This is a genomic window from Inquilinus limosus, from assembly GCF_002195995.1.
In the GTDB taxonomy this organism is placed as follows: domain Bacteria; phylum Pseudomonadota; class Alphaproteobacteria; order DSM-16000; family Inquilinaceae; genus Inquilinus; species Inquilinus limosus_C.
Window position 1 is genome coordinate 15,546 of the sequence record NZ_NHON01000102.1, and the last position, 20,940, is coordinate 36,485.

The following is a 20,940-nucleotide window of genomic DNA, read 5'->3' on the forward strand; positions in this document are numbered from 1 at the left end:
CGATTCCGCCTTAATCCGGCCCCCGCCGCCTGCCATGATGGCGGAAACGGGGGAGAACACACGATGCGGTGGAGTCTGTGCCTGGCCCTGGGCCTCGGGGCGCTGGCGTGCGCAGCCGGTCCCGCTTCCGCCCAGGCCACGGCGGAGGGGGCGGCGACGCTGCAGGCCGCGCTGGAAGCCTGGCAGCCTTCTGTCGGAAAGCTGACCGCAGACGAGCTCGACGCAGTGACCGCGAGGGTTTCCGTACCCTTCTCCGTCAGCGACTGGCGGGTGACCCCCGACGGGGACGGCTATCGTGTCGAAGCCCCCGGCTTCCGCTGGATGTTAAGCCAGGCCATGGACCCCGCCCAGGAGCCCTATGCCGTCTCCTGTGACGCCGAAACGCTGCGTGCCATGCCGGCGGCGGAGGGGCGCTTCACTCTCAGTTCCGACCGGCTCCTGTCGTGCAGCCTCGGCAATGTCGGACGGATCGCCGCCAAGTCTCGGCACGTCAGCGGCACGGTCGATCCCGCAGCCGGGGCGAATACGCAGATCGCCGTCACCCTCGACCAGATCACGATCGAGGGCGGAGGGACACGCGCACCGACCATCGACCGGCTGGTCCTGACCCGCACCGGCCGGCCCGCTGCCGACGGCCGCTTCGATATAGATGTCGAGATCGCGACCACCGGCCTGTCCCTGGCCATCCCGCACGATACCGGCATGCTGACGATCGATCGGATGGTGTTCGACTGCAGCATGCCGGGATCCGATTCGCGCGGCCAGATTCAGGCCGCGATTGCCCTGGTGGCTGACGCCGGGAACGTAGGCGCGGATACGGCCGCCCTGAGGGACCGCCTCGTTGGCGCCATGGGCAAGGCCGGTACCGCCACGCTGACGGCGGAAGGGCTACAAGCCAAACGCCATGGCATAGGAATCAGGCTCGCATCCCTGGCCTTTGGTGCCGGCTATCGGAACCTGACTCGTGAAGGCGGGGACATTACCTTCCGCCTCGATGCCGAGGGCATCGCAACCGATCCGAAATGGGCCTACGACGCCTGGACGCCGACCGCCGGGACCGCCCAGATCTCGATCGAGGACTTCCCGATCTGGCAGATCTTCGCCTCCAGCTTTGCCGACCGGAAGATCGATTCCGAGGCTGAGGACAAGCTGTTCCGGGAGTCGCGCATGCGCTTCCTGTTCGACACGGTGCGCCTATCGGCGCCCGACGCGACGCTCGATTTCGGCGGTGCCATCGCCACCAATCCTGATGCCGTCCTGGGCTCAGCCGGCACCCTGAAGCTGCACCTGACCGGCATCGACGGGCTGGTCAAGGCGTTGCAGGCCGACCCCAAGGCCAACCAGGCCGCGGCGGGGCTGACCATGCTGCAGGTGCTGGGCCGGCAGACCACGACGTCCGACGGCAAGTCCGCACGCGACTACGAGATCGTGATCGACCCGTCGGGGAAAGTCCTGGTCAACGGCGCCGACGTGCAGGCGATGATCCCGAAAGACCTGTGATCACCCGCCGTAGAAGCCGCGGTACCACTCGACGAAGCGGGGGATGCCGACCTCGATCGGGGTCGAGGGGCGGTAGTCGACCGCCGCCTCCAGCTCCTCGACATCGGCATAGGTCTCGGGCACGTCGCCGGGCTGCAGGTCGCGGAAGACCTTCTGCGCCTCGCGGCCCAGCGCCCGCTCCAGCACCGCGATCATGTCCATCAGCGCCACCGGCCGGGTGTTGCCGATGTTGTACAGGCGGTAGGGCGCGGTGCTGGAGGCCGGGTTCGGCCGGTCGCCGGACCAGGCGGGATCGGGCTGCGGCACCCGGTCCAGCACCCGGGCCACGCCTTCGACCAGGTCGTCGACATAGGTGAAGTCGCGCAGCATGTGGCCGTGGTTGAACACCTCGATCGGCCGGCCTTCCAGGATGGCGCGGGTGAACAGGAACATCGCCATGTCCGGTCGGCCCCATGGGCCGTAGGCGGTGAAGAAGCGCAGGCCGGTGACCGGCAGGCCGTAGAGATGGCTGTAGGAATGGGCCATCAGCTCGTTCGCCTTCTTGGTCGCGGCATAGAGGCTGAGCGGATGGTCGACATTCTGGCGCACCGAGAACGGCATCGCCGTGTTGGCGCCGTAGACCGAGCTGGAGGAGGCATAGACCAGGTGCTTCACGCCGTGGTGGCGGCAGCCCTCCAGCACGTTGAGGAAGCCAACCACGTTCGAATCGACATAGCTCTCGGGGTGGGTCAGCGAATGCCGTACCCCGGCCTGGGCGGCGAGATGCGCCACCCGGCCCGGCTTCGCCTCGGCGAACAGCGCGGCCATGCCCGGCCGGTCGGCGATGTCGAGCCGGCGGAAAGCGAAGCCCGGCTGGCCGGCCAACTGCTCCAGCCGTGCCTCCTTCAGCCGCACGTCGTAATAGGGGCTGAGATTGTCGACCCCGACCACCCGGTGCCCGGCCGCGAGCAGCCGCCGGGCCAGGGCGAAGCCGATGAAGCCGGCGGCCCCGGTGACCAGGACGGGTTCGGCGGTGTCGACCGGGGCAGGCATCAAAGGCTCCAATAGGCCAGGCGGGACGGCACGCTTGCCGGGTCCAGCGCCGATTTCACATCCATCACCAGCCCGCCTTCCTTGAGGCAAGCCCAAAATTCGTCGCGCGGCCGGTCGAGATAGGCCCGGTGCGGCACCGCCAGCACCAGCGCGTCGAGGTCGCGGAAGGCGTCGAGCGCGGCGAGCTCCAGCCCGTATTCATGCCGAGCGCGCTCCCGATCGGCCAGCGGATCGTGCACCAGTGGGTCGATGCCGTAGGAGCGCAGTTCGGCCACGATGTCCGGCACCCGGCTGTTGCGCAGGTCGGACACATTCTCCTTGAAGGTCAGGCCCAGGATCCCGACCCGGGCGCCCAGGATGGTGCGGCCCTGGCGCGCCAGCACCTTGACCAGCTTGCCGGCCAGGAAGGCGCCCATCTGGTCGTTGATGCGGCGGCCGGCCAGGATCATCTCCGGCCGATAGCCCACCGCCTCGGCCTTGGCGGTCAGGTAATAGGGGTCGACGCCGATGCAATGGCCGCCGACCAGGCCGGGCTGGAACTTCAGGAAGTTCCACTTGGTGCCGGACGCGGCCAGCACCTCGGCCGTGCGCAGGCCGAGGCGATCGAAGATCATCGCCAGCTCGTTCATCAGCGCGATGTTGAGGTCGCGCTGGGTGTTCTCGATCACCTTCGCCGCCTCGGCGACGCGGATCGACGGCGCCCGGTGCAGCCCGGCCGGGACGATGGCGCCATAGGCCGCTGCCACCCGCTCCAGCGTCGCCTCATCCTGGCCGGACACGACCTTGACGATGCTCTCCAGCCGGTGCTGGCGGTCGCCGGGGTTGATCCGCTCGGGCGAATAGGCCAGGGCGAAGTCGATGCCGGCGCGCAGGCCGGAGGCGCGGGCCAGGGCTGGGCCGCACACCTCCTCCGTCGCGCCGGGGTAGACGGTGGATTCGAACACCACCACGGCGCCCGGCGTCAGCGCCCGGCCGATGGTCTCGCAGGCCCGCAAGAGCGGCCCGAAATCCGGCCGGCGCTCGGCATCGATCGGGGTCGGCACGGTGGCAACGAAGAAGCTGGCGCCGACGAGGTCCGCAGGGTCGGCGGTAACGGTGAGGCCGCTGCCGGTGAGCTCCGCGGCCTCGATCTCGCCGGTGACGTCATGCCCTTCACGCAGGGCGGCGATCCGGGCGGGATCGATGTCGAAGCCGATGGTGCCGGGGAAGTGCCGGGCGAAGCCCAGCGCCACCGGCAGCCCGACATAGCCGAGCCCGATCACGGCGATGCGCTCGGTCATCGGAGACACCGCACGTCAAGAGATCCGCTGGCTCCCCCTCGCCGCTTTCTTCCTGGCCCCCCCTCCCCTTGCGGGAGGGGGGTAGGGGGAGGGGTCTGCGCGCGTCCGCGCGCGAAGGCGAGGGTCTTTCCGCAGAGACTTGCCGTGGCCTGCCGCTGGCTCGGGCTGACAAACCCCCCGCCCCCAAACCCCCACCCCCAAGGGGGGGGGGGTCCCCCCTCCCCTTGCGGGAGGGGGGTAGGGGGAGGGGTCTGCGCGCGTCCGCGCGCGAAGGCGAGGGTCTTTCCGCAGAGACTTGCCGTGGCCTGCCGCTGGCTCGGGCTGACAAACCCCCCTCCCCCTAACCCCCTCCCGCAAGGGGAGGGGGGACTCAGGAAGGTTGGGAGACAGAGATCCAGAACCGCTGTCATGCCGCGGACCGGCGGGCGCGGGGACGGCGCTTGGGGGCGGCCAGAGGCTTGGCCACCGGGTCGGCCAGCACCTCAGCCAATGTGCTGCGGATCTGCGCCAGCTTGGCCTCGTGCGTCACCTTCAGCCCGAACACGTCCTTGACGTAGAACACGTCGACGGCGCGGGCGCCGAAGGTCGAGATCTTGGCCGAGGAGATCTGCAGCCCCAGCCCGGTCAGAGCCCGGCCCATAGCGTGCAGCAGGCCCGGCCGGTCGCGGCCGTTCAGCTCGATCACCGTGTGGGTGCGGCTGGCCTCGTTGTCGACCAGCACGCGCGGCGCGATCGACACCGAATGGAGGCGCGGATAGCTGCGGTGCCGCCGCTCCAGCTCCGCCGACATCTTCATCTCGCCGGACAGGCTGCGCTCGATCGAGACCTTGACCCGGGCCAGCTTCTCCGGCGCGTCGAAGGCGCCGCCCTCGACCGCGTCCTGCACCAGGAAGGTGTCAAGCGCCATGCCGTCGGCGAAGGTGAAGATCTTGGCCTCGACGATGGTGCCGCCGGAGACGGCGATGGCGCCGGCCAGGCGCGAGAACAGGCCGGGATGGTCGGCGGTGTGGATGGTCAGCTCGGCCACCGTGCGCTTCTGGTCGACCTGGATGTCGATCGCCAGCGGCTCGCCCTCCGCCTCCGCCGCGCGCACCAGCCGGGCGTGGCGGGCCTGGGTGGCGCCATCGAAGGCCAGCCAGTAGGCGCGGCTGGCCTTGCCGAGATAGGCCTCGACCGCGGCCGGCGGCCAGTCCGCCAGCGCCTGGCGCAGCAGGTCCTTGGCCTGGTCGACCCGATGCTCGACCCCGACCGCCTCGTCGGCGCCGGACAGGCGCTCATCGGCGCGGTGATACAGCTCGGCCATCAGCGTCGCCTTCCAGGCGGTCCAGCGGCCGGGGCCGACGGCGCTGATATCGGCCGCGGTCAGCATCAGCAGCAGGCGCAGCCGCTCCGGGCTCTCCACCGCCGCGGCGAAGTCCTGCACCGTCTTCTCGTCCTCGATGTCGCGCTTGAAGGCGGTGTCGCTGAGCAGCAGGTGCCAGCGCACCAGCCACTGCGCCGTCTCGGTCTCCTCCGGCGTCAGGCCGAAGCGCGGCCCCAGCTTGCGCACCACCCGCGCGCCCAGGATCGAATGGTCGCCGCCGCGGCCCTTGGCGATGTCGTGGCACAGGAGCGCGACGTAGAGCGCCCGGCGCGACCCGGTCTTGCGCATCACCTGGGTGGCCAGCGGCAGCGTCTCTGCCGCCTCGCCGGTCTCGATCTTGTGCAGGATGCCGAGCGCGAACAGCGTGTGCTCGTCCACCGTGTAGGTGTGGTACATGTCGTACTGCATCTGGGCCACGACCCGGCCGAAATCCGGCACGAAGCGGCCCAGCACGCCGGCCTCGTTCATCCGCCGCAGCGGGATCTCGGGATCCTGCTCCGCCGTCAGGATCTCCAGGAAGATGCGGTTCGCCTCCGGGTCGTCGCGCAGCCCCGCGATCAGGTCGATGTTGCGGGTGATCAGCTTCAGCGCCGCCGGATGGATGTCGAGGTCGCGCGCCTGCGCCACCCGGAACAGCCGGATGATGTCGACCGGATGCTCGCGGATCTGCTTCTCGCCGGCCAGGCTGACGCGGTCGCCGTCCAGCGGCAGCCCGTCGACCAGCGGCGCCGCGAAGCCCAGGAAGGCCAGGCCCCGCTTCGGCCGGCGCTGGCTTTCCGCCTCCAGCGCCGCGCAGAAGATGCGGGTCAGGTTGCCGACCTCCTTGGCCACCAGGAAATAGTGCTTCATCAGCCGCTCGACGCCCTTGGCGCCGGCATGGTCGGTGTAGCCGGCGACGCGCGCCAGCTCCGGCTGCAGGTCGAAGGTCAGGCGGTCCTCGGCCCGGCCGGTCAAATAGTGCAGGTGGCAGCGCACCGCGAGGAGGAAGCTTTCCGACCGGCGGAAGCGCCGCGCCTCCTCCGTCGTCAGCACGCCCTTGGCGACCAGGCCGTCGACGTCGTCGACCTGGTAGAGGTACTTGCCGATCCAGAACAGCGTCTGCAGGTCGCGCAGGCCGCCCTTGCCCTCCTTCACATTGGGCTCCAGCACATAGCGGCTGTCGCCCATGCGGCGGTGGCGGGCGTCGCGCTCGGCCAGCTTGGCCTCGGTGAAGGCGGCGCCGGTGCCGGCCGCCACCTCCTCGACGAAGCGGCGGCGCAGCGTGTCGTAGAGCGAAGGCTCGCCCCACAAGAGCCGCGTCTCCATCAGGCTGGTGCAGATGGTGGTGTCGCTGCGGGCCAGGCGCAGGCTGTCATCGACCGAGCGCACGGAGTGGCCGACCTTCAGCCCGAGGTCCCACAGCAGGTAGAGCATGTACTCCACCACCTGCTCGACCCGCGGGTTGCGCTTGTAGGGCAGCAGGAACAGGAGGTCGATGTCGGAGAAGGGCGCCAGCTCGCCGCGGCCGTAGCCGCCGACCGCGGCGACGGCGAAGCGCTCGCCCACCGTCGGGTTCGACACCGGGAACAGCCGCGACACGGTCAGTGAGGCCAGCCCGCCGATCAGCACATCCATCAGATAGGCGGATTCGGCGACGCAGGCATCGGCCGTCCCCACCTCCTCGACGAAGCGGCGGCGGATCACGGCGCGTCCGGCCGCCAGCGTCTCGCGCAGCGCCGCCAGGATCTCGGCCCGCTGCCCCTGCGCGTCGCCCTTGTCCGCCGCCCCGTTCAGCCGCCGCTCCAGCGCCGCCGGGTCGACGATGTCGAGCGGCGCCTGGATGGTCTGGCCATGCCAGGTCTCGGCCAGCACCGGAGCCATGGACGCCGGCGCCGCGGCGGCGGCGCCATAGGGCAGCAGGCGGCGGAGGCGGCCCCGGAGGCCGGGACGGGCGCCAATGGGCGATGCGGTCTCGTCGGGCATGATTTGTCTTAAATGAGCAAGGCCTTCAGAGCATACAACCGTTCGAGCGCTTCGCGCGGGGTCATCGCATCGGGGTCGAGCCCGGCGATCGCGGTCTCGAGCTCGGACGGGCCGGCAGGCGCCTCCGCCACCGCGACCGGCCGCGCCGCCGCGGCCGAGAACAGCGGCAGGTCGTCGACCAGCCGGGCGACGCTGCGGCCCTCCTTGCCCGCCTCCAGCGCCTCCAGCACCTCCTGCGCCCGGCCGACCACGGCGGCGGGCAGCCCGGCCAGCCGGGCGACATGGATGCCGTAGGAGCGGTCGGCCGTGCCCGGCGCGACCTCGTGCAGGAAGACGATGTCGCCCTGCCACTCCTTCACCCGCATGGTGTGGCATGCGAGGCGCTTCAGCCGCGCCTGCAGCGCCGTCAGCTCATGGTAATGGGTGGCGAACAGGGCGCGGCAGCGCGTGGTCTCGTGCAGGTGCTCGACGCAGGCCCAGGCGATCGACAGGCCGTCGAAGGTGGCGGTGCCGCGGCCGATCTCGTCCAGGATGACCAGCGCCCGCGGGCCGGCCTGGTTCAGGATCGCCGCCGTCTCCACCATCTCGACCATGAAGGTGGAATGGCCACGGGCCAGGTCGTCCGCCGCGCCGACGCGGCTGAACAGCCGGTCGACCACGCCGATCTCGGCCTCCTCCGCCGGCACGAAGCCGCCCATCTGGGCCAAGACCGCGATCAGCGCGTTCTGGCGCAGGAAGGTCGACTTACCGGCCATGTTCGGACCGGTCAGCAGCCACAGCCGGCGCTCGTCAGACAGGTCGCAGTCATTGCCGACGAAGGGCCCGGCCTGGGCCTCGGCCAGGGCGATCTCGACCACCGGATGGCGGCCGCCCTTGATGCGGAAGCCGGTGTCGCCGGTCACCTTCGGGCGGCAGTAGCGCCGCTCGACCGCCAGCTCGGCCTGGCTGGCGGCCACGTCGAAGCCAGCCAAGGCGCGGACGGCGCCGGAGATCGCCTCGGCCCGGCCGGTGACCTCGGCCACCAGGTCGGCGAACAGCCGCAGCTCCAGCGCCAGCGCCTTGTCCGCCGCCTCGGCGATCGACCGTTCCAGCGTGCTCAGCTCCACCGTGGTGAAGCGCATCGCCGAGGCCATGGTCTGGCGATGGATGAAGGTGCCGGCATGCGGCGGCTGCAGCAGCTTGTCCGACTGGTTGGCCGAGACCTCGATGTGATAGCCGATGACGTTGTTATGGCGGATCCGCAGCGTCGAGATCTTCGTCTCGTCGGCGTAGCGCTGCTGCAGCGCCGCGATCAGCCGGCGGGATTCGTCGCGCAGGGTGCGGACCTCGTCCAGTTCCGGCAGATAGCCCGGGGCGATGAAGCCGCCGTCGCGGATCAGCAGCGGCAGCTCCTCGGCCAGCGCCCGGGCCAGCCGGTCGACCAGCGCGTCATGCTCGCCCAGCTCGGAAGCGGCGCGGGACAGGAGCGGCGGCAGGTCGAGGAAGCGCGGCGCGCCCAGCCTTTCGCGCAGGGCCCCGCCCTGGCGCAGCGCGTCGCGGATCGCCGCCAGGTCGCGCGCGCCGCCACGGCCGAGGCCGAGCCGGGTCAGCGCCCGCTCCGCATCCGGGCAGGCGCGCAAGAGGGCGCGCAGGTCGTCACGCAACCGGCCGTCCTCGACCAGCGCCTGGACGGCGTCGAGCCGCTCGGCCACCGCCTCGGGGTCGGTCAGCGGCGCCGCCAGATGGCTCGCCAGCATCCGGGCGCCGGGGCCGGTGACGGTGCGGTCGATCGCGGCCAGGAGGCTGCCGCGGCGGTCGCCCGACAGGGTCCGGGTCAGCTCCAGATTGCGGCGGGTGGCGACGTCGATCTCCATCACCGCGCCGCGCGGCAGGCGGCGCGGCGGCGACAGCCGCGGCAGCGCCTTCTGGGTCAGCTGGATGTAGTCGACCAGGGCGCCGGCGGCCGCGACCTCGGCCCGCTCGAAGTGGCCGAAGGCGTCGAGCGTGCCGACATGGAACAAATCCTGCAGCCGCCGGCGGCCGTTCTCGCTGTCGAAGCGGGCGCTGGGCTGCGGCGTCAGCCGCATCTTCCATTCGCCGAGCAGCTCGAACAGATCCGGGTTCTGCAGCACCCGCTCGGGCAGCAGGATCTCGCTGGGGTCGAAGCGGGCCAGGGCCGCGGCCAGCCGGTCGGGCGCCGTCGGCTCGGTCACCAGCTCGCCGGAGGAGATGTCGACCGCGGCGATGGCCAGCGTGCCGGCGACATCGGCCAGCGCCACCAGGTGATTCGCCGCGCGCGGCTCCAGGAGCCCGTCCTCGGTGACCGTGCCGGGGGTGACGATGCGCACCACTTCGCGCCGCACCAGGGTCTTGCCGGACCGCTTCCTGGCATCCTCCGGGCTCTCGGTCTGGTCGCACAGCGCGACGCGGAAGCCCTGGCGGATCAGCCGGGCCAGATAGGCCTCGTGGCTGTGGGCCGGCACCCCGGCCATCGGGATGTCCTCGCCCTGGTGCTGGCCGCGCTTGGTCAGGGCGATGTCGAGCGCCGCCGCGGCCTTGACCGCGTCGTCGAAGAACATCTCGTAGAAATCGCCCATGCGGAAGAACAGCAGGCAGTCCGGATGGGCCGCCTTGGCCTCCAGATACTGCGCCATCATCGGCGTGACGGGGCTGTCGGTCGTCGCGGGGGAGCTGCTGTCGGGCAAGGCTGTCGGCACGGCAAACGGGATCGGATCGGCGAAGCGCGGACCCTAGCACGCGAGGGACGAAGCCGGAACGCGGTTGCGCCGACGGCGGGGTTCAGGCCAGATCTGCGTAGAGATCCCGCCAGTTCGGATTCATCGTCTCGATCAAAGTCAGCTTGGCCCGCCGCGACCCGCCCTTGATCTGCTTCTCGCGCGCAATCGCATCGAGTCGTGCGGCTCACACCAGACCAGAAGCTTGCAGCCGTGTCGGGAGGAGAAGCCCTCGACGGTCCCTGTCCGATGCTCGTACGCCCGGCGCGGCAGATTGGATGTCACGCCGACATAGAGGGTCCCGTTGCGTTTGTTCGCCACGATGTAGACGAAGGGCTGCATCAGGCTGGAAGCCTGTCATTGCGAACGCAACGACGCAATGGCGAGGGATTGGCTCACTCCCAAACCGTCATTGCGAGGAGGCGAAGCCGACGAAGCAATCCAGGGGCCGGTGCGCACCGGCCCCTGGATTGCTTCGCTGCGCTCGCAATGACGGTTTTGGAAATGCAAATAGGGCTCATCGGGGGAAACGAAGTCGAGGCCGCCGGTCAGGCGGCCTCGACTCGGTGCAGGGCGCGCTGCAGCACCAGCTCGTCGCCCAGGGTCTCGCCGGTCTCGACGAAGCCCTCGGAGGCGTAGAGCCGGCGGGCGGCGGCGTTGTCGGGCATCACGCCCAGCAGCACCCGTTCGCTGCGGGGCAGCCGGTCGAGGATGCCCAGCGTCGCCCGCAGGGCGGAGCGGCCGAAGCCGCGGCCCTGGTAGCGGGCGTCGATCATCAGCCGGTAGATCCAGCGATGGCCGTCCTGCGGGTCCAGCGCATGCATGACGAAGCCGACCGGCCCGCCATGCGCGGCGTCGCAGACGCCGAGCGGCACGCACCAGGGCGAGTCGTCGGCTTCGGCGATGGAGTCCGCATTGGCGGCGACGAATCCCGCCTGGCCCGGCGCAACGCGGAGCGAGCCGAACACGGCCCGGTCCTGCGCGGTGACCAGGGGAACAAGCCGCACCGCGGGCGCGGCCGGCTGCGGCGGCGCACGATATGCGTACATGATTATAGTCCTATCCAACGTCGGATGCCCCGCTGCCCGGGCGGCGACGTGCGGTCGCGCCCGGCCCGAGGCGAATGGACGGCGGTCGATCTAAGGACGGGAGGCGGCGGAGCGGAACCCGAAGGCCCCGCCCCGCGCCCGTATCAAGATCGTAGCCCGACGTCGCGTCTCAGATGCTCGCTCAGCGAGTCGGTATCGCGGGGTTTCCGGCGCGGCGTCACGAGGACACGACCCAGCTCCGCGAACGCGACGACGACGAGCGACAGGGACGGGCGGAAGGCACGCTTCTCGGTCGAGATGTGCATGATGATCTCCAACAGATCTGGAGGTGGGAAAACCGTCCGGCCGACAACGGTCAAGCCGATGGGGTCGGGCCGATGGGGGTCGGACGGGGCGACTCCGCCAGGCGGGATGCCGGGCGGAATGGGGTGGATGGTTGAAGGGCCGATCGGATGCGGAGTCGTCGGAGGCGGCCCGTGAGGGTCGTCCGGCGTGTCGGCAGCGATCAGGTCAGCGCAGGGAAAATGTCAGGTCGTGAGTCGACGAGAACTGATCGTGCAGACGCTCAGGCGGCCATGCCGCGGAGGTTGTAAGCGAAGGTCATTGCACGATCCTCCCTGGAATTGGAGTGGTCCCAAGGAGTACGGGATCGCCGTTGCGCTGCGCAAGCGGCTTTTCAAGGGGTCGCGCGAAGATGGCGCGGCGTTGCACCGAAGCCACAGTCGGACAGTCAGCGCGGCCTTCAGGAGATCCGCTTCCTGTCGTCATTGCGAGGAGGCGAAGTCGACGAATCCATCCAGGGACCGGTGCGCACCGGCCCCTGGATGGATTCGCTGCGCTCGCAATGACGGCTGGGGAATTCCGAAAGGGTCTTGCCAGAGGGGCTTGACGGTCCGTCCCGGCGAAGGGTCCATTATTCCGCCCGCCCCGCTGCGCCGCCGGAAAACAATGACCAAGACCTCGCTCGACGACGATGCCCTCGCCCTGCACGCCCAGGGCCGCCCCGGCAAGCTGGAGATCAGCGCGACCAAGCCGCTGACCACCCAGCGCGACCTGTCGCTGGCCTATTCCCCGGGTGTCGCCGCGCCCTGCCTCAGGATCCATGCCGACCCGGCCACGGCCTACGACTACACGGCCAAGGGCAATGTCGTGGCCGTGATCTCGAACGGCACCGCGGTGCTGGGCCTGGGCGATCTCGGCGCCCTGGCCAGCAAGCCGGTGATGGAGGGCAAGGCCGTCCTGTTCAAGCGCTTCGCCGATGTCGACGGCTTCGACCTCGAGGTCGACACCCGCGACGTCGACGAGTTCGTCAACTGCGTGCGCTTCCTGGGCCCGTCCTTCGGCGGCATCAACCTGGAGGACATCAAGGCGCCGGACTGCTTCGTGATCGAGGCGCGACTGCGCGAGCTCCTGGACATCCCCGTGTTCCATGACGACCAGCACGGCACGGCGATCATCGCCGCCGCCGGGCTGATCAACGCGCTGGAGCTGACCGGCCGCGCCATCGGCGACGTGCGCATGGTGCTGAACGGCGCCGGTGCCGCGGCCATCGCCTCGGTCGAGCTGTTCAAGTCGCTGGGCGTGCCGGCGCAGAACATCATCCTGTGCGACAGCAAGGGTGTTGTGTACCAGGGCCGCACCGAGGGCATGAACCAGTGGAAGGCGGCGCATGCCGTCGACACGCCGCACCGGACGCTGGCGGATGCGGTCAAGGGCGCCGACGTCTTCATCGGCCTGTCGGTCAAGGGCGCCATGACCCAGGAGATGGTGAAGTCGATGGCCGACAAGCCCATCATCTTCGCCCTGGCCAACCCGGACCCGGAGATCGCGCCGGACGAGGTCCGTGCCGTGCGCAAGGATGCGATCATCGCCACCGGCCGGTCGGACTATCCGAACCAGATCAACAACGTCCTCGGCTTCCCCTACATCTTCCGCGGCGCGCTGGACGTCCGCGCCCGCACCATCAACGAGGCGATGAAGCTGGCCGCGGCCCACGCCCTGGCGCGGCTGGCGCGGCAGGACGTGCCGGACGAGGTCGACAGCGCCTATTCCGGCCGCCGGCTGCGCTACGGCCCGGAATACATCATCCCGGTGCCGTTCGACCCACGGCTGATCGAGGAGGTGCCGCTGGCCGTGGCCCAGGCGGCGATGGAATCAGGCGTGGCGCGCAAGCCGATCACCGACGTCGCCGCCTATCGCCAGAGCCTGCGCCGCCGCCTGGACCCGACCGCGGACAAGCTGCAGCTGATCTTCGACAAGGTGGCGTCGGCCGAGACCCGCGTGGTCTTCGCCGAGGGCGAGGAGGAGCGGACGATCCGCGCCGCCATCGCCTTCCGCGCCCAGGGCTACGGCACGCCGATCCTGATCGGCCGCGAGGAGCGGGTGCGCGAGACCATGGCCCGGATCGGCCTGCCCGAGGCGACGGTGGCGGAGCTGGAGATCCACAACGCCCGGCTGTCGCGGCACAATGAGCGGTATATCGACTTCGTCTACGGCCGGCTGCAGCGCCAGGGCCTGCTGCAGCGCGACGTGGCGCGCATGGTCAACCAGGGTCGCAACATCTTCGCCGCCTGCATGGTCGCGAACGGCGACGCCGATGCCATGGTCACCGGCCTGACCCGCAACTTCACCACCTGCTTCGAGGAGATCACCCGCGTCCTCGACCCGGCGCCCGACCATGTGCCCTTCGGCCTGTCGATGCTGACGGTGCGCGGCGGCACGGTGCTGATCGCCGACACCACGGTGCATGAGCGGCCGGACCCGGAGCTGCTGGTCGACATCGCCCTGCAGGCCGCGGCCAAGGCCCGGGCGCTGGGGCACGAGCCGCGGCTGGCCTTCGTCTCCTCCTCCAATTTCGGCCAGCCGATGCGCGAGTTCACCCAGCGCATCCGCGACGCGGTGACGATCATGGATGCCCGGGCCAAGGCCGGCGGGGTCGATTTCGAATATGATGGCGAGATGACCGCCGAGGTGGCGCTGGACTATGCGCTGATGAAGCGGCTGTACCCCTTCGCCCGCCTGTCCGGCCCGGCCAACCTCTTGATCATGCCGGCGCTGAACGCGGCCAATATCGGCGCCAAGATGATCCAGAAGCTGGCCGGCGCCTCCCTGATCGGCCCGCTGCTGTGCGGGCTGGAGAAGCCGGCGCAGGTGGTGCAGATGGGCGCGACGGTGAACGAGATCGTCACCGCGGCGGCCTTGGCCGCCTACGACGCCCTGGCGCAGCGCCGCTAGGACGGCTGCCCGCGGCGCTCGGGCGAGAGCCGCGGCGCCAGGGCGAAGGCGAGCGGGACGGTGGCGAGCGCCGTCACCGCTGTCGCCGCGGTGGCCCAGAGCGGCCCCACCGCGTCGCCGAGCAGGCCATAGGCCACGGGCGACACGGCGCCGGAGCCGATGACGCCGGTGTAGAACAGGGCGAAGGCCCGTTCCACCCGGTGCGGCGGCGCCAGTTCCGGTACCGTGCCGTACAGCACCGACGACGTGCCGTTGAGCATCAGCCCCAGCAGCGGCAGCAGCAGCAGCGCCGGGAGCAGCGGCAGGGCCAGGACCGCGGCGATGCCGACGGCGGTCCCGCCCTCGGTCAAGAGCACGGTCCGCAGCAACCCGACGCGGACGCCGAGCCAGCCGCAGGCGAACTTGCCCGCGGCGCCGCCCAGGAACACCAGGGAGAGGGCCAGCCCGACCGTCGGCAGCGACGCCCCCTTCGCCTGCAGCAGGAACGGCAGGAAGGTCAGCAGGCCCATGCGCACCCCGGTGTCGAGCATGCCGATGGCGAACAGGAGCCCGAAGCCGCCGCGGCCGCGGCCCGCGGGCCCCTGCCGGCCCGGACCGGCCTCGGCCCGGCCGATCGGAGGCAGCCACAGCGCCACCGCGGCGGCGACGGCCAGCCCGAGCCCGGCCAGGAGCCAGAGCGACGGGCGCCAGGGCATGACGGCGAGCAGCAGCGAGACCAGCGCGGGGATCGCCGCCTTGCCGAGGTCGCCGGTGAAGTTGTAGGTGCCGAGCGGCCCGCGCGCCGCGGCGCCATAGGCGCGGGACACCGCCGCCGAGGCGATCGGGTGCTGGGTGGCGGACCCGGCGCCTGAGATCGCCAGCGCTGCGCCGAGGCCGAGCAGGCCGCCGGACCAGCCTGCCAGGGCATAGCCCAGACCGGCGACGGCGGTGCCGAGGGCGAGGACGGCGCGGCCGCCGATCCGCTCGGCCAGCCGGGTGGCGGGCACCTGGAGCACGGCCATCGCCCCGGCATAGAGCCCGCGCAGCAGCGCCAGCGCGCCGTAGCCCAGGGCGAATTCGGCCTGCCAGACCGGCAGCAGGACATAGATCAGGTCGGTATAGCCGTCGTGCAGGGCATGGGCCACGCCGGCGACGGCGAGCGTCCGCCGGGCCCGGCCGGAAGGGGCCGGATCGCGAAGCGCCTGGTCAGAAAAGCTCACGGAACGCAACGGCACCTCTCCACGAGACCATCGGGCCTCGCTCCATCCGCAGGAGTTTCGGTTCACCGGAGAGGATGTGACGTTTCCATGACGACGACAAATGAGTAATCCTGCGTTTTCGCGTCAACAAATCTGACCAGTGACATGCCGACCGGCCGTCGCCGCCTGCCGCCGCTGAACGCCCTCCGCGCCTTCGAGGCCGCCGCCCGGCACGGCAGCTTCCGCGACGCCGCGGCGGAGCTCGGCGTCACCCATGGGGCGATCAGCCGGCATGTCCGCCTGCTGGAGGACTGGCTGGGCCCGCCCGGCCTGTTCCGGCGGCTCAACCGGCGCGTCGTCCTGACCCCGACCGGCGCCGCGCTGCTCGCCGACACCGGCGCGGCCCTCGACCGCCTCGCCGCCGCCGCCGAGCGGCACCGGGCCCGCCGCGGCGCGCCGGCCCCGGCGGTGCTGCGGGTCAACGCGCTGGCCACGTTCAGCCTGCGCTGGCTGCTGCCGCGCCTGGCCGGCTTCCGCGACCGCCACCCGGAGATCGAGGTCCGCCTCACCACCTCGAACGAACCGGTCGACGCCCTGCGCGAACCCTATGACGTGGTGATCCGCGGCGGGCCCGACACCTTCTACGGCTTCACCGCGCGGCAGTTCCTGACCGAGCGGCGCCTGCCGGCCTGCAGCCCGGCCCTGCTGGACCGGCTGCCGCTCGCCGAGGTCCCGGATCTGCGGCACCACACGCTGCTGCACGCCTCCAGCCTGCCCAGGATCTGGGCCGGCTGGCTCGCGGCGGCAGGGGCGCCCGGGCTGGAGCCGGCGGCCTCGCTGACCTTCGATCACTTCTACCTGACGCTCCAGGCGGCGCTGGACGGCCTCGGCGTGGCCATGGGCCCCTCGGCGCTGATCGCCGCCGATGTCGCGGCGGGACGCCTGGTCACGCCCTTTCCGGATGTCAGCCTGCCGAGCCGGGCCTATCACGCCTATCGGCCGGAGTCGCAGGCTGGCGATCCCGTCGCCGAAGCCTTCTGCGCCTGGCTGGAAGAGCGCGGAGAAACAGCCGCTCGGCCTTGATGCGGCGGCGCTTCGGCGTAAGATCGCTGCTGCACCGCACAAAAACGACGGGGCGAGTCGCGGAGAGGGAATGGCTCGGCACTAGCCGTCGGGCTCGCTCCGCATTATGGTCCGCGCCCGGAACCCTCGAGGACCACAGACCAGGGCCGACATGGATATCAGCAAGATCGCGGTCGGGGTGAACCCGCCCTTCGACGTCAACGTCATCATCGAGAACCCCATGGGCGGGGTGCCGGTGAAGTACGAGCTCGACAAGGAATCGGGCGCCATGTTCGTCGACCGCTTCCTGCACACGGCGATGGCCTATCCGGGCAATTACGGCTTCGTGCCGCACACGCTGTCGGGCGACGGCGACCCGGTCGACGTCATCGTCGTCGGCCGCGAGCCGGTGATGCCCGGCGCCGTGCTGCGCGCCCGTCCGGTCGGCGTGCTGCTGATGGAGGACGAGGCCGGCCAGGACGAGAAGATCCTGGCGGTGCCGGTGTCGAAGCTGCACCCCTATTACAACAAGGTGCAGAGCTACGAGGATTTGCAGGAGATCCTGCGCGACCAGATCGCCCATTTCTTCGCCCACTACAAGGATTTGGAGAAGGGCAAGTGGGTCCGCATCATGGGCTGGGACGGCCCGCAGCGGGCGGCGGAGATGATCGTCGAGGGCATCGAGCGCGCCAAGGCCGACAAGAAGAACGCCGCGGAGTAGTCCGCCGGCCTGGCACGGCCTTTCAGAACTCCCGATATCGTCATTGCGAGCGTAGCGAAGCAATGACGGTGAGGGATGGGTGACATCCCCGCTTGAGCCCGGACCTCCCGTCCGCCACCCTGGGGCGGTGGTGTCCGGCGGGAGCCTGCGATGTCGGTGCGAAACCTTGACGCCCTGTTCCGGCCGGCCTCGATCGCCCTGATCGCCGACGGCCCGGTCGGCGCCGTACTGGCCCGCAACCTGTTCGCCGGGGGCTTCGACGGCCCGGTGATGCCGGTCACCCAGGGCGCCCGCTCGGTCGGCAGTGCCCTCGCCTACCCCTCCGTCTCCGCCCTGCCGATGGCGCCGGACCTGGCGGTGATCGCCGCGCCGCCGGAGACGCTGCCGGGGCTGATCGCCGAGCTGGGCGGCCGCGGCACCCGCGCCGTCGCCATCGTCGGCACCGACCGCCCGCCGGCGGCTGCGGCGACGGAGGCCGCCCGGCGCCAGGCGATGCTGGACGCGGCGCGGCCGCATCTGCTGCGCATCCTCGGCCCCGACGGCTTCGGCCTGATGGTGCCGCATCACGGCGTCAATGCCAGCCTGGGCCATGTCGCGCCGCTTGCCGGCGACCTCGCCTTCGTCAGCCAGTCCGGGGCCGTCGCCGCGGCGGTGCTGGACCGGGCGACACGGCGCGGCATCGGCTTCAGCCACGTCGTCTCGCTGGGCGGCAAGGCCGATGTCGATTTCGGCGACATGCTGGACTGGCTGGCCGCCGACGCCCGCACCCGCGCGGTGCTGCTGCATGTCGAGACCATCAGCCACGCCCGCAAATTCATGTCGGCCGCGCGCGGCGCCGCGCGCACCAAGCTGGCGGTGGTGATCCGGCCCGGCCGCGGCGCCCCCGGGGCCGGCGACGCCGACGGGCTGATCGGCCCGGATGCCGTCTACGACGCCGCCTTCCGCCGCGCCGGCATGCTGCGGGTGTTCGACCTGGCCGAGTTGTTCGATTCGGTCGAGACCCTGGCCAGCGGGCTGAAGGTGGGCGGCGAGCGGCTGGCGATCCTGACCAACGGCGCCGGCCTCGGCCTGCTGGCGGCGGAAGCGCTGGCCGAGGCCGGAGGCGCCGTGGCCGTGCCGGCGCAGGCGACGATGGTGCGGCTGCAGACGGTGCTGCCGAAGGGCGCGGCCGCCACCGCATCCCCAGGCCCGATCGACCTGGGCGACGCGGCGCCGGCCGACCGCTTCGCGCGGTCGCTGGAGGCGCTGCTGGCCGATCCCGGCCGCGACGCGGTGCTGGTGGTGAACGGCCCGAGCGCGATCGCCGACCCGGTCGAGGCCGCGCGGGCGGTGGTCGACACCGTCGCCGCGGCGGCGAAGCGCGACGGCCGGCGCCCGCCGGTGCTGGCCAGCTGGCTGGGCGCCGGCGCCGAGGCCGGACGCCTGTTCGCCGAGGCGCACATCCCCGCCTATGACACGCCGGGCCAGGCGGCGCGCGCCTTCATGCATCTGGCCCGGCACCGCCGGAACCAGATCCTGCTGATGCAGACGCCGCCGGCCCTGCCGGAGGAGTTCGAGCCGGATGCCGCGGCCGCACAAGCCGTGATCGCGGCAGCACTGGCCGAAGGCCGGGACCAGCTGGCCCCGGCCGAGGCGCGTTCGGTGCTGGAGGCCTATCGCATCCCGCTGGCGCCCGAGGGCGCCGCCCCGCCGCCCGAGGCGCATCCGCTGGTGCTGGGCATCGACGACGACCCGCTGTTCGGCCCGGTGCTGCTGTTCGGCCAGGGTGGCGCCGCGGCCGAGCTGCTGCATGACGGCGTCGCCGCCCTGCCGCCGCTGAACGCGGTGCTGGCGCGCGACCTGATGATGCGCGCCCGGATGTGGCGGCTGCTGCAGGGCTATCGCGGCCGGCCGCCGGCCGACCTGGACGCCGTGACGCTGGCCCTGGTCAAGCTGTCGCAGCTGGCCGCCGACCTGTCGGAGGTGACGGCGCTGCGGATCAACCCGCTGCTGGCCGGCGCCGGCGGGGTGCTGGCCCTCGGTGCCGCGATCCGGGTGCGGCCGCCACTGCCGCTCGGCACGCCGCGCTTCGCCATTCGGCCCTATCCGCAGCGGCTGGTGCAGCAGCTGACGCTGCGCGACGGGCGCGAGGTCACGCTGCGGCCGGTACGGCCGGAGGACGAGCCGGCGATCCGCGAGATGCTGCAGCGGTCCAGCCCGGACGATGTGCGGCTGCGCTTCTTCAGCGCCATGCGCAGCTTCAGCCACGAATTCGCCGCCCGGCTGACCCAGATCGACTACGACCGCGAGATGGCGCTGGCGGCCGAGGCCGAGGAAGACGGGCAGCGGGTGATCCTGGGCGCCGTGCGCATCATCGCCGATCCGGACGGCGAGACCGCCGAATACGGCATCATGGTGCGCTCCGACCTCAAGGGGCTGGGCCTGGGCCACCGGCTGATGACTGAGATCATCGATTATGCCCGCAGCCGTGGCCTGAAACGGATCTTCGGCGAGGTGCTGCGGGAGAACGTGACCATGCTGCGCATGGCCGGGGAGCTGGGATTCGCGCGCGAGGACGTGCCGGACGAGCCCGGCATCATTCATGTGACGATTTCGCTCGACGGATTGCCCGCTCTCAGTCAGCATCCTGCCTAGGAAAGGCGCCGCTGAGGGGGATTGGCGTTTGCGTTTTTCCTCTTTGAATGAAGCACTTGTCCGTATACGTTAAGGGCCTGCGTCAATTTTGAGGCCCGCGGCGTCGCCGCCGGGCTTTTGGTTTTGGGGGAGCATGGAGGGGAAGATGCCAGGGACAACCCGCTGGACCAGGACGGTTGCGGCCACGGCCTTGCTCGCGAGCCTGCTCGCCGCCTGCGCTGAGGCGCCGAAACCGAGACCCGTGGTTGCCAGCGGCCCCTGGGGGGTCGAGATCCATGACGCCTCGCGCCGCTTCAACATCCCCGAGCAGTGGATCCGCGCGGTGATGCAGGTGGAGAGCGGTGGCCAGACCCATTGGAAGGGCGGCCAGCCGATCACCAGCCATGCCGGCGCCATGGGCCTGATGCAGGTCATGCCCGGCACCTATGAGGAGCTGCGCTACGTGCACGGGCTGGGCGGCGACGCCTACGACCCGCGCGACAACATCATGGCCGGCACCGCCTATCTCCGCGAGATGTACGACCTGTACGGGTCGCCCGGCTTCCTCGGCGCCTACAATGCCGGGCCGGAGCGCTACCGCCAATATGTCGAGGAAGGCCGGCCGCTGCCGCGCGAGACGCGGCGCTACATGGACATCATCGGGTCGCAGATCGCCGGCATCGAACCGGGCCGCGACGGCGATACCGACCGGATGACCCAGTACGCCGCCGCCCAGATCCAGCAGAAGGTGCCGGCGACGATCCGCATGGCGCCGATCCCCGACGGATCCTCCACCCGCAACACCGTCGTGGTGGCGGCGATGAAGCCGATCCCGGATGGTTCGTCGACCCGCAACACCACGGTGGTCGCCGCGATGCAGCCGATCCCCGACGGCTCGTCGACCCGCGGCACCACGGTGGTCGCCGCGATGCAGCCGATCCCGGACGGGTCGAGCGCCGTGACCGCTTCGGCCCTGCCGCCGGTCCGCGTGGTGCAGCAGCCCGGCGTGGTGCGGATGCAGCCGATCCCGGACGGCGCCACCACCCAGGTGGCCGCGGCCGCCCCGGCGGCCCGGCCGGTCGCCCCGGCCCCGGTGCGCATGGCCCCGATCCCCAGGTCGCCGCCGCCACCACGACGGTGTTGCGGGTGGAGGATCCGTCGGGGATCGGCGCCATGCGGATCGGCCATGCGGATCGTCGCCGGCACCTTCTGCTGGATCTGGGCGGCGGCGT

14 protein-coding genes are annotated in these 20,940 nt (G+C 71.1%); 6 read left to right on the top strand and 8 right to left on the bottom strand.

Translation table 11 applies throughout. The features are described from left to right. The first annotated feature begins 63 nt into the window (after window positions 1-63). Window positions 64-1,500: a hypothetical protein gene (locus tag BWR60_RS30995; RefSeq protein ID WP_144445818.1), complete on the top strand. Its 1,437-nt coding sequence runs from the start codon at window positions 64-66 to the stop codon at window positions 1,498-1,500. Here the strand turns inward: BWR60_RS30995 and BWR60_RS31000 are convergent, their stop codons facing one another. The 7 genes from BWR60_RS31000 to BWR60_RS37365 form a co-directional block, all read right to left on the bottom strand. Further along, window positions 1,501-2,532, bottom strand: coding sequence for an NAD-dependent epimerase (locus BWR60_RS31000; protein ID WP_088156319.1), 1,032 nt, complete (start codon window positions 2,530-2,532; stop codon window positions 1,501-1,503). It lies immediately after the preceding gene. Continuing rightward, window positions 2,532-3,812: a nucleotide sugar dehydrogenase gene (locus tag BWR60_RS31005; protein WP_088156321.1), complete on the bottom strand. Its 1,281-nt coding sequence runs from the start codon at window positions 3,810-3,812 to the stop codon at window positions 2,532-2,534. Before BWR60_RS31005 ends, BWR60_RS31000 begins: the two co-directional genes overlap by 1 nt. 406 nt (window positions 3,813-4,218) lie before the next feature. Continuing rightward, on the bottom strand, window positions 4,219-7,137 hold the full coding sequence (locus tag BWR60_RS31010) for a [protein-PII] uridylyltransferase (RefSeq protein WP_230983232.1): 2,919 nt from the start codon (window positions 7,135-7,137) through the stop codon (window positions 4,219-4,221). Between the two features lie 8 nt (window positions 7,138-7,145). Beyond that, window positions 7,146-9,773 (bottom strand): DNA mismatch repair protein MutS, encoded by a 2,628-nt coding sequence (mutS, locus tag BWR60_RS31015; protein WP_088156323.1) that lies wholly within the window; start codon window positions 9,771-9,773, stop codon window positions 7,146-7,148. Window positions 9,774-9,971: 198 nt separating this feature from the next. Further along, window positions 9,972-10,193, bottom strand: a complete 222-nt coding sequence (locus tag BWR60_RS31020; RefSeq protein ID WP_230983233.1) for a GIY-YIG nuclease family protein — start codon at window positions 10,191-10,193, stop codon at window positions 9,972-9,974. A gap of 206 nt (window positions 10,194-10,399) precedes the next feature. Continuing rightward, window positions 10,400-10,900 carry a GNAT family N-acetyltransferase gene (locus BWR60_RS31025; RefSeq protein WP_088156325.1) on the bottom strand — a complete coding sequence of 167 codons (501 nt, stop codon included), beginning with the start codon at window positions 10,898-10,900 and terminating at the stop codon, window positions 10,400-10,402. A 143-nt stretch (window positions 10,901-11,043) separates the two neighbouring features. Next, window positions 11,044-11,205: a hypothetical protein gene (locus tag BWR60_RS37365; protein WP_161790479.1), complete on the bottom strand. Its 162-nt coding sequence runs from the start codon at window positions 11,203-11,205 to the stop codon at window positions 11,044-11,046. 643 nt (window positions 11,206-11,848) lie between these two features. Between BWR60_RS37365 and BWR60_RS31030 the strand changes: the two genes are divergently transcribed. Further along, on the top strand, window positions 11,849-14,134 hold the full coding sequence (locus tag BWR60_RS31030; RefSeq protein ID WP_088156327.1) for an NADP-dependent malic enzyme: 2,286 nt from the start codon (window positions 11,849-11,851) through the stop codon (window positions 14,132-14,134). Here BWR60_RS31030 and BWR60_RS31035 read toward each other — a convergent pair. Next, window positions 14,131-15,333 (bottom strand): MFS transporter, encoded by a 1,203-nt coding sequence (locus BWR60_RS31035; RefSeq protein ID WP_088156329.1) that lies wholly within the window; start codon window positions 15,331-15,333, stop codon window positions 14,131-14,133. The genes BWR60_RS31030 and BWR60_RS31035 overlap by 4 nt on opposite strands. Window positions 15,334-15,477: 144 nt before the next feature. Between BWR60_RS31035 and gcvA the strand changes: the two genes are divergently transcribed. The 4 genes from gcvA to BWR60_RS31055 all read left to right on the top strand — a co-directional run. After that, the gene (gene gcvA / locus BWR60_RS31040; RefSeq protein ID WP_088156331.1) at window positions 15,478-16,395 is read left to right on the top strand and encodes a transcriptional regulator GcvA; all 918 of its coding nucleotides are present in this window, start codon (window positions 15,478-15,480) and stop codon (window positions 16,393-16,395) included. A 151-nt stretch (window positions 16,396-16,546) separates the two neighbouring features. Next, entirely contained in the window at window positions 16,547-17,095 is a 549-nt protein-coding gene (gene ppa / locus BWR60_RS31045; protein WP_088156333.1) for an inorganic diphosphatase, read from the top strand. A gap of 150 nt (window positions 17,096-17,245) precedes the next feature. Further along, window positions 17,246-19,729, top strand: coding sequence for a GNAT family N-acetyltransferase (locus BWR60_RS31050; RefSeq protein WP_088156335.1), 2,484 nt, complete (start codon window positions 17,246-17,248; stop codon window positions 19,727-19,729). A 241-nt stretch (window positions 19,730-19,970) separates the two neighbouring features. Beyond that, window positions 19,971-20,940 (top strand): lytic transglycosylase domain-containing protein (locus BWR60_RS31055; protein ID WP_230983234.1); only part of this gene is annotated, 970 nt, incomplete at its 3' end.

What these genes read in the sequence shown, in the direction of transcription:
- BWR60_RS30995 (WP_144445818.1), top strand. Translation starts at nt 64, where the DNA reads ATGCGGTGGAGTCTGTGCCTGGCCCTGGGCCTCGGGGCGCTGGCGTGC.
- BWR60_RS31000 (WP_088156319.1), bottom strand. Translation starts at nt 2,532, where the DNA reads ATGCCTGCCCCGGTCGACACCGCCGAACCCGTCCTGGTCACCGGGGCC.
- BWR60_RS31005 (WP_088156321.1), bottom strand. Translation starts at nt 3,812, where the DNA reads ATGACCGAGCGCATCGCCGTGATCGGGCTCGGCTATGTCGGGCTGCCG.
- BWR60_RS31010 (WP_230983232.1), bottom strand. Translation starts at nt 7,137, where the DNA reads ATGCCCGACGAGACCGCATCGCCCATTGGCGCCCGTCCCGGCCTCCGG.
- mutS (WP_088156323.1), bottom strand. Translation starts at nt 9,773, where the DNA reads ATGATGGCGCAGTATCTGGAGGCCAAGGCGGCCCATCCGGACTGCCTG.
- BWR60_RS31020 (WP_230983233.1), bottom strand. Translation starts at nt 10,193, where the DNA reads ATGCAGCCCTTCGTCTACATCGTGGCGAACAAACGCAACGGGACCCTC.
- BWR60_RS31025 (WP_088156325.1), bottom strand. Translation starts at nt 10,900, where the DNA reads ATGTACGCATATCGTGCGCCGCCGCAGCCGGCCGCGCCCGCGGTGCGG.
- BWR60_RS37365 (WP_161790479.1), bottom strand. Translation starts at nt 11,205, where the DNA reads ATGCACATCTCGACCGAGAAGCGTGCCTTCCGCCCGTCCCTGTCGCTC.
- BWR60_RS31030 (WP_088156327.1), top strand. Translation starts at nt 11,849, where the DNA reads ATGACCAAGACCTCGCTCGACGACGATGCCCTCGCCCTGCACGCCCAG.
- gcvA (WP_088156331.1), top strand. Translation starts at nt 15,478, where the DNA reads ATGCCGACCGGCCGTCGCCGCCTGCCGCCGCTGAACGCCCTCCGCGCC.
- ppa (WP_088156333.1), top strand. Translation starts at nt 16,547, where the DNA reads ATGGATATCAGCAAGATCGCGGTCGGGGTGAACCCGCCCTTCGACGTC.
- BWR60_RS31050 (WP_088156335.1), top strand. Translation starts at nt 17,246, where the DNA reads ATGTCGGTGCGAAACCTTGACGCCCTGTTCCGGCCGGCCTCGATCGCC.